This window comes from Paenarthrobacter sp. Z7-10 (genome assembly GCF_026932795.1).
In the GTDB taxonomy this organism is placed as follows: Bacteria; Actinomycetota; Actinomycetes; order Actinomycetales; family Micrococcaceae; genus Arthrobacter_M.
In genome coordinates this window covers 48,555-56,974 of the sequence record NZ_JADPVH010000024.1, presented here as the reverse complement: position 1 = coordinate 56,974, position 8,420 = coordinate 48,555, and the positions used below count along the sequence as shown (strand labels likewise).

Sequence of the window (8,420 nt, the reverse complement as noted above, 5' to 3'; positions counted from 1 at the left end):
TGAGAGGGCCGGCCCTCGGCCGGCCCTCTCATTTCGCGTACTCACCCATACCGGGCAGGCCGGGCATGATGGCACAGGGACGCTGCCCGCAAAGTAGAATTGCAGGGAGGCCCTGCCGGGTCATTCCCCCGATAGATCCGGTAGGGCTTTTTTCAACCGCGGCCGGTGCCGGCGTCGCCACAGTGCGGACGAATGTCGCCAACACTTGCCGGTGCTGTCACTGTCGCCAAAATGCCGTCTTCAGTATCTTCCTGCCACTGCCTTACCGGGGTACCGGAAGAAGAGATTCCAGGGTATTGGCGAAGCTGGCGCCGATGGTGGTGGTTTTGTTGCGGGGTACCACCATGCGGAGGATGATTGCCTCCGCCAGCTAGCTGGCGGAAATTAGCCCAGCACGGCGCGCAACGGCCAGCCCTGTCCTTCCAGGATCAGCTGCGAACAGATATCCGTCGTCCGATTAACCACTATGGGGGCCAGCAGATTCAGCGTTGTGGAACCCGTGCCAGGGTTTGCGACCACCAGGACCTGTGCGTCTTCCGGGCTGCCGAGGGTCAACGACGCGCACTGCGCATCCGAGAGAATCGGCGAATACTCAGGCAGGTAAACGGAAGCGTCCAGGACGAACATCCTTTTCTCCGCATTCGCAACGGACTGCAGTGTGTACAGCCCTGCGGCGCCCGAGACGGGCTTCAGGTCAAAATCCACCAGCGGTGCCAGTCCCGGCGGTGGTGCCAAAAAGGTCAGTACGCTCACCGCAGGAAGTCCATCAAGGTCTGCGGGAGAACTTTCGCCGTAACGGCCAAGGCCGCCTGATAGTTGACCTGCTGCAACTGCAGATCAAGGATGGCCTTGCCCAGATCGAGGTCCTCGATGCCGGCCCGGTTCGCTTCCAACGACCCTTGCAGTTCCACGTTTGTGTCCTTTGCCTTCAGGATCTGTGCCTGCCGGGCGCCCATATCCGCCTGCTGCCCTCTGACGGTGGTCATCCGTGCGTCAACTTCCGTCAAATGAGCGGTGGGATCCAACCCCTTGCGCAGGTCGGAAGCAATGCTGTCCAGCAGGCTGAAGACCGATCCGGCCGCGCCCTTGCTGCCGAAGATCGCGTCTCCGTCGGCGTCAACCCGCACGGTGGTGTCGGGACCGATGCGCCGTTCCACGATCGCTCCCGGCGTCCCGGTATACGTAACCGTGGATGTGCCGGTACCAGGAGCACTTGTCTGGACGAAAGCAGCGGTGGCATCGGAGTTACCGGCAAAGACGTTCCGGCCCATAAACTTCGTGTTTGCCTGGTTCAGCAGGTCTGTCTTGAGACTATCCAACTGTCCGGCCAGCACGTCCTTTGCGGCCTGATTGAGCGAGCCGTTCCCACCCTGAACCGTCAGGTCCCGGACCTGGTTCAGAAGACTGTTGGTGTTGGACATTGCGGTGTCAATGGTGGCAAGCCAAGATGTGCCGTTGTCGATATTGCGGCCGTACTGATCCGCGGCCGCTGCCTGTGCCCGCACCTGCAGCGACGCGGCAGCAGCCATCGGATTATCCGAGGGCCGGTCCATCACCTTCAGCGACATGGCCTGAGACTGCGCCTTGGCCAGTTGGGCCGCACTCGACTGCAGGTTCCGCTGCGCGGAGGCCATTATGGTCTGGTTGGTCACACGACTGAGCATGCGCTATCTCCCCACAAGTCCGGTTTTGTTGATCAGCGTATCCAGCATGTCATCAACGGCCGTCATGACCCGGGCGGCGGCTTGGTAGGCGTGCTGATACGAGAGCATGTTCATGTTTTCCTCGTCGAGGTCCACCGAGGCGGAGGAGGCCTGCGTCTGTACTGCCGCCGAGGCGGAGGCAGCGGCGAGTGTGCCGTGCTGCTGTTCCGTGCGGGAGGAAACGCCGAGTTTGGTGATGAAAGTGCTCCAGGCGCTGTCCGGGGATGCCGGACCGGTGCCTAGCTGCGAAATTTTGTCCGCATTGCTGCCGTCCAGGCCGCCAGCGCCGGGGGCTCCGGTGGCCAGGTCGGCGACGCTTTGCGGCACAACGGTGAGGTTTTTTGCTGCAGGACCTCCGGAGCTGGCGAAGAAGTTCGTCCCCGGCTTTCCGGCGGAAGTGACGCCCCCGGCGTGCACGGCATTGACTGCGGCGCTGAGGTTGCTGGCAAAGTCGTTGTAGGACTTCGCCGCCTCAGCTATCGCACCGCCTGAGTCCGTGCCGTCCGCCGGAGCCAGTACGGAGATAGCGCCTGCTATTTCACCGCCGTCCAGCGGTACCATTTGGCCGGGATTGTCCGCCCACTCCAGCTGCACCGGAGCAGCCGCACCGTTGGCGTCCATACTGGACGCGCCGGTGAGTTTCACCGTCCGGGATGTTGCGCCGGTAACGAGGGGGTTTCCGCCGATGTAGACATCGACCGTTCCGTCCTTTGCCTCCCTGACCGTACCGCCGGCGAGTGAAGCGATACTGGTTGTCAGCGTGCTGCGCTGGTCCATCAGCTCATTGGCTGAACCGCCGGCTGCCAGCGTGGAGCGGATCGCGGCGTTCAGGTCGGCCACCTGCGACGCCGCGTTGTTTAGGTCAGTGGTCATCGCGTCCGTTTGTGACCGGGTCTGCGACCACTGGTCCTCCAACGCACTGTAACCGCTGGCCAACTGCCCGGTCAGAGCGTTCGCGGCGGAAAGAAGCAGCACCGCCGGCGCCGGCTCGCCGGCCTGATTGGAGACGGCGCCCCATCCGGCCCAGAAGGCCGTGAGTTTCGCCGAGATGCCGTCCTCGCCGGGTTCACGGGTGCTGTCCTCAATAGCGGTCAGGGCGTTGCTTCGCACTGCGGTGTAGCCTGCGTCGGCCGTGGTGGAGCGCACCCGGGCATCGAGGAACGAATCGCCCAGGCGGGCAACGCCGTCGACCGATACGCCCTGGCCGGCACGTGTTCCACCACTGAAAAGCCCCACGTCGGCCGTTGCTGGGACAGAGGAGGTGCTGACCCGCTGCCGGGTGTAGCCGGCAGTGTTGGCGTTGGCTATGTTCTGCCCCACGACATTCAAACCCTGTCGGGCGGCATTGAGGCCTGAAAACGCGGTATTCAGGGCGCCGAAGGTGCTCATGGTTGGGTCCTCACAAGGATCTGTCGAAAAGTCGGGCGCCGGCATCGGTACCGGTGGCGCCGCGGAAGTCGTAGGTGCCGGAGTCCGTGCCCGCGCTCACCAGCGTCTCCTGCGCAGATCGGGCCGCGGCACGGAGGAATTGGTCATTGGCGTCACGCAGCTCACGGACCTGGCTGGTCAGGGCGACCATCGCCTTCAGATGGGAGTCGAAGATTTCCCCCCATGGCCCGGCTGGTGCCTGCGCCACCAGCTCACGCAGGGTGGCGCTTTCGTCCGATCCCCATGCCCTTGCCAGTGCGGAAACCTCCACACTGCTGCCCAATCCAGCGCTTCGCAGGTGCTCCACCACCTGCTCGACCTCGCGGGTGGCATGCTGAAGCCAGCGGGACTTCCCCGAGGTCAGGATCAGCTGTTCCTCTTCCAGTTTGAACGTCAGCAGCTCCAGCAGCTCACGTTCTTTCCAGAGCAACGCTGAGAGTTCCTGGGCACCCACGTTTCATCAGCTCCTCTTGATTATTCAGATGGACTTCCGACCGCCGCCCAGTTGTTATTAACTATCGACAGGAAACACTCCCATGTTAGGCCTTTTTGATGGTATGTTTCACGTGTGCGTCCCAGATAGTACGAATGGCCTGTGTCTCCAGGCCAGGGGGGAGCCCAATTTCTAGCAGTCTTGAGCTTCCTGGGGGTCCTACAAGTGAATCGTGCGCTGCGTAACGAGATGGTGGTCGAAAACCTTCCATTGGTGGGCTATCTCGTCTCCGAATTGTGTGCCAAGGCCACACATCTGTCCCGTGATGATCTGGCATCAGTTGGCGCGCTGGCGCTGATCACCTCGGCTGAGTCCTTCAACCCGGACTTGGGTGTGCCGTTCGGCGCCTTTGCCCGCCGGCGCATTGTCGGAGCCTTCGCTGATGAGATGCGGGCCAATGACTGGGCACCGCGTTCGGCCCGAAAGCGGATAAAGGAAACCCTCGTGGTCCGCGAGACCCTGACAGCAGCCCTTGGCCGCACTCCCTCAGTGGATGAAATTGCCGGTGCGTTGGGTGTGAGCGGTGAGGAGGCGGCCGCGGCTCTGGCCGATGCCGCTCGAACGGTATCCACCCTCGACGACGTCACTGCCGAGTTCCTCGTCGCAGACAGCGCCTCACCGGAGAAGGAACTGCTGGCCTCCGAACGCCTGAAGTATTTGCGCGCCGCCGTTGCAGCGCTGCCGGAGAAGATGCGCTACGTCGTTGAACAGATTTACTTTCAGGACCGCAGCGTCAAGGAAATCGCCGCCGAGCTCGGCTCCACGCATTCCGCGGTCTCGCAGCAGCGTGCCGAGGCGATCCGGCTGCTCACCGATGGTATGGCCACGCATTACGCGGACGACGACGGCGCCATCGAGTATGTGCCGCTGTCGCGCATTGCGCCGCAGCGGCGCAATGCTTACCTGACAGCAGTGGGGGATCACACCTTCGGCGGTATCACCACCCGCGGGCACCACCATGCTGCGCCAATGGGCGCCTCCGTTTCCTGACCGTATTTCCAAGTTCTTCCGGTAACTGCTAACCGCTGAGTTCGTTTCGCCGATAGCTAACGGTGCCAGCCCATGGATGGGCAGGCGCAGTTAGCCCACTCACGGAGGAACACATCATGGGTTTCACAGTTAATACCAACCTTTCCGCAAACAATGCATACCGGAACCTGAACAACACGCAGTCGGCCTTGAACAAGTCGCTGGAGAAGCTTTCCAGCGGCCTGCGCATCAACCGTGCAGCAGATGACGCTGCCGGCCTGGCCATCTCCGAGGGCATGAAGTCGCAGATCGGTGGCCTCACGGTTGCTGCGACGAATGCCCAGGACGGCGTCAACGTCATTCAGACCGCTGAAGGTGGACTGAGCCAGGCTCAGTCGATCCTGCAGCGTCTGCGCGATCTTGCGGTCCAGGGCGCCAACGACTCCAACAACGCCGATTCCCGCGGTGCCATCAAGACGGAAGCGGACAGCCTCGTTCTGGAACTTGGCCGCATTGCAGGTTCCACCAACTTCGGCGGCACCAAGCTGCTCGACGGCTCAGCGGGATCTGCAGGTGATGGAAAACTCAATTTCCAGGTTGGCGCGAATGGTGACGGCGCCAGCCAGATCCAAATCGATCTGGCCGGTTCCAATGTCTCCACCATTGCCACGACTCTGGCATCCGGTGCGGGATCGGCGACGGGAACTGCCTATGCCATTGACCCCGCTGCTCTCGCGACCATCGGCGGACCGGCCACGTTCACCACAACCACGGGCGGTGTTGCGACTTCGGTTACGACGGATTCCAGTTTCGGTGCCGTTGGCTCCTTTAACAGCGTCAAGGACTACGCCGCAGCGTTGAACTCCGACAAGAATTTCTCGGCCAGCTTCACGGCGACCGTGACGACGGGAGCCAACGGCGAGGGCAACGGCATAGTCGTCAAGGCCAATGACGGCGGTGCGGTCACCAGTGCCACAGCCCCCGCCGGCCTTACGCAGGGGACCGTGGGGGTCGCCGGAACCGGAGGATTGGACTTCACCTCCGCGGCGTCGTCGCAGGATGCCATCAACACGCTTGACGCGCAGATCACGAGTGTTTCCACGGCTCGTGCAACCTTGGGTGCCACGCAGAACCGGCTGGAGTCCGCTATCCAGACCATCAACATCTCCAAGGAGAACCTCTCCGCGTCCGCGTCCCGCATTACGGACACGGACATGGCGTCGGAAATGGTCAAGTACACCCGCTCCAGTATCCTCTCGCAGGCCGGAACCGCCATGCTCGCGCAGGCCAACCAGTCCAACCAGGGTGTGCTGAAGCTCCTGCAGTAAGCTCGATGGCTGCACAGTCGGCCACGGGTAAGGATGCGGGAATTGGCCGGTGGCCGAAGGAGAACTGGACCCCTCTTCTTCGGCGCCGGCTGAGCATCGTTCTTCTGACCCGGGCAATTGCGTAAGGCTGCGGCTTCGCGGGGCCACCGAGACAGTGACTACCGTGAGGCCGCAGTCCGCGCCGCACCGGCGCAACGATCAGATACGACAGCTGTACCCACTTAAACTGCGCAAAATCCACCTGTGCTTACCCAACCTGCAATGGAGGACCAGACATGGCCGGCATCTCCCTGGACGGACTCTCCAGCGGTCTGGACACCACGGCTTTGATCTCGCAGCTCATGCAGGTTGAAGCGATTCCGCAGACACTGCTGAAAAACCAGGCGACCAGCGTGCAGACCACGGTCTCGGCACTGCAGGGCCTCAATTCACAAATTTCGGACCTGGCAACGCTGGCCAAGGGGAACGCAGCCCCGGGTGCGCTGAACCTTTACAAGACCTCGGCCAGTTCGAATAACGTCACCGCGACCGCGACGAGCACGGCCAATGCCGGTTCGATTGATGTGGTTGTCAAACAGTTGGCGCAGGCGCAGGTCTCGGTCTCCGACGCCATGGCGGACCCGTCTGGTCTCACGGCATTGACCGTCGTGGTCGGTGGCGTTTCGACGGAGATCACGCCCAAATCCTCCTCCCTCGATGATGTAATCAGTGCTTTTAATGCCGCTGGAACGGTAGTAAGCGCGACCAAAGTCTCCGTTGGATCCGGTTCCTACCGCCTGCAGTTCGCGGCAACGGCATCCGGTGTGGCCGGCGGATTCCAGATTTTCCAGGGAACCGCCGCCGAAGTTGCGGCGAAGACCGCAACGGCGTTGCCGACGACGGCCATCCGACCAGCCCAGGACGCGCAGGTTACCCTCTGGGCCGGCTCGGCCGCCGAACAAGTGGTGACGTCGTCGTCGAACACGTTCTCCGACCTGCTGCCCGGTGTCTCCATGACCGTCAACGCGGTTTCAGACCCTTTGAAACCGGCCACCACCGTCTCGGTGGCCCGGGATGACAATCAGATCAGTGCCGTTGCCTCCGGCCTGGTTTCCGCGCTGAACAATATTTTCGCGGTCATCTCCAACCGAAGCGCTGTTACCACCTCCACCAGCAGCACCGGCGTGGCGACGGTCTCCGGCGGCGTGTTTACCGGGGACAGCAGCATCTCCGGTGTCAATCAGAGCCTGCTTTCCGCGGCATCGATGCCGGTCAACGGGCATTCGCCCTCCGAATACGGCATCAGCATCACCAAGACCGGGAACATGGCCTTTGACGCCGCGAAGTTCGCCGCCGCCATGGCCAGCGACCCAACCGGGACTCAGGCTACGCTGCAGACCCTTGCGCAACGGATATCCGACGCCGCAGCCGCTGCCTCGGATCCTTACACCGGGACTATCACCACCAAGATCACCGGGCAGAAGTCCTCGGTCGATGACCTGAACAAGCAGATTGCGGATTGGGACGACCGGCTGGCGACGCGCCAGTCGATTTTGAAGAAAACCTACTCTGACATGGAACTTGCCCTCAGTTCCATCAAATCCCAGGGGACCTGGCTGACCTCCCAGCTGGCCGCGCTGCCCACCATGAACCAGTCCAACAACAACTCGAGCTCCTCATGACTATGATGTACGGCGCCAAGGCGCAACTGTCCCAGTACAACCGCGAGGCCGCGCTCTCCGCACCCCCGGCCCGCCTGCTGACCATGCTCTACGACCGGCTGCTGCTGGATTTGAACCGCGCGGAGCTGGCGCAGCAGGGCCGACAATGGGATGTTGCCTCGGAAAATCTGATCCATGCCCAAGCCATCGTCGCGGAACTCGCATCGTCCCTGAACGTGGACGCCTGGGACGGTGCCGAAGGGCTGCTGGGTCTGTACAACTACGCGTCATCTGCCTTGATCGATGCGAACATTCATCGGGATGCGGTCAAGACCAGGGATTGCATCGCATTACTGGAACCGCTGCGCGCGTCCTGGCACGAGGCGGCGGCCCTGATTCCGGCTGCCCTACCGGCCGTGGCACCCGCCGCGGAACGCGTGGGTGGAATGCTTGGAGTTGGCTAGCATGCTGTCCAGCCACGCCATCCCCGCCTTGCCCTCCGAAGAGTCTGGCAATCATGCGGCGTGGGCCGATGTGCTGGCCAGGATGGAAGCGGAGCTGAAGGCTTCGGGCCGGCTTGCGGCCAGTTCGCTGGAGTCGGGCACGGCGTCCGAGCCTAATTTTTCGGCGCAGGAGTCTTTTTGGGACTCGGGACAATGGACTGCACCGCATAACCTTGGTCCCATTCCCTCAGCACTGGTGGAGCGCGCCCGTGGCCTGCTGGCAGCCCAGCAGCAGGTCGTGGCCCATCTCGAGGATGCCCAAGGCCGCACGCTGCGGCATTTGGCGGCCATCGCCGCCGTCCCCGAAGTACGCCGCGCAGGGCAGTCCGTCTTCCTGGACGTCACCGGCTGAAAAT

General features: G+C 62.6%; 9 protein-coding genes. 5 read left to right on the top strand and 4 right to left on the bottom strand.

Translation table 11 applies throughout. The annotated features are described in order from the left end of the window. Positions 1 to 384 precede the first annotated feature (384 nt). Genes fliW through IV498_RS09180 form a run of 4 tightly spaced genes read right to left on the bottom strand, consistent with a single transcriptional unit; the run spans position 385 to position 3,585 of the window. Positions 385 to 753, bottom strand: coding sequence for a flagellar assembly protein FliW (fliW, locus tag IV498_RS09195; RefSeq protein ID WP_269046262.1), 369 nt, complete (start codon positions 751 to 753; stop codon positions 385 to 387). Then, positions 750 to 1,664, bottom strand: a complete 915-nt coding sequence (gene flgL, locus IV498_RS09190) for a flagellar hook-associated protein FlgL (protein ID WP_269046261.1) — start codon at positions 1,662 to 1,664, stop codon at positions 750 to 752. The genes fliW and flgL overlap by 4 nt, the downstream gene beginning before the upstream one ends. Positions 1,665 to 1,667: 3 nt before the next feature. Next, positions 1,668 to 3,092: a flagellar hook-associated protein FlgK gene (gene flgK / locus IV498_RS09185; RefSeq protein ID WP_269046260.1), complete on the bottom strand. Its 1,425-nt coding sequence runs from the start codon at positions 3,090 to 3,092 to the stop codon at positions 1,668 to 1,670. Positions 3,093 to 3,102: 10 nt separating this feature from the next. Further along, complete coding sequence (locus IV498_RS09180) at positions 3,103 to 3,585, bottom strand: flagellar protein FlgN (RefSeq protein ID WP_269046259.1); 483 nt, start codon at positions 3,583 to 3,585, stop codon at positions 3,103 to 3,105. Between the two features lie 204 nt (positions 3,586 to 3,789). On the opposite strand from IV498_RS09180, the gene IV498_RS09175 reads away from it, so the two are divergent. From IV498_RS09175 to IV498_RS09155, 5 genes are all read left to right on the top strand, one after another. Continuing rightward, a complete protein-coding gene (locus tag IV498_RS09175) occupies positions 3,790 to 4,614 on the top strand; it encodes a sigma-70 family RNA polymerase sigma factor (RefSeq protein ID WP_269046258.1) in 825 nt (274 codons plus the stop codon). Between the two features lie 116 nt (positions 4,615 to 4,730). Beyond that, positions 4,731 to 5,921, top strand: coding sequence for a flagellin N-terminal helical domain-containing protein (locus tag IV498_RS09170; RefSeq protein ID WP_269046257.1), 1,191 nt, complete (start codon positions 4,731 to 4,733; stop codon positions 5,919 to 5,921). 275 nt (positions 5,922 to 6,196) lie between these two features. Beyond that, on the top strand, positions 6,197 to 7,582 hold the full coding sequence (gene fliD / locus IV498_RS09165) for a flagellar filament capping protein FliD (protein WP_269046256.1): 1,386 nt from the start codon (positions 6,197 to 6,199) through the stop codon (positions 7,580 to 7,582). Further along, a complete protein-coding gene (gene fliS / locus IV498_RS09160) occupies positions 7,579 to 8,025 on the top strand; it encodes a flagellar export chaperone FliS (RefSeq protein ID WP_269046255.1) in 447 nt (148 codons plus the stop codon). Before fliD ends, fliS begins: the two co-directional genes overlap by 4 nt. Beyond that, on the top strand, positions 8,018 to 8,416 hold the full coding sequence (locus IV498_RS09155) for a hypothetical protein (RefSeq protein ID WP_269046254.1): 399 nt from the start codon (positions 8,018 to 8,020) through the stop codon (positions 8,414 to 8,416). Before fliS ends, IV498_RS09155 begins: the two co-directional genes overlap by 8 nt. Positions 8,417 to 8,420 lie beyond the last annotated feature (4 nt).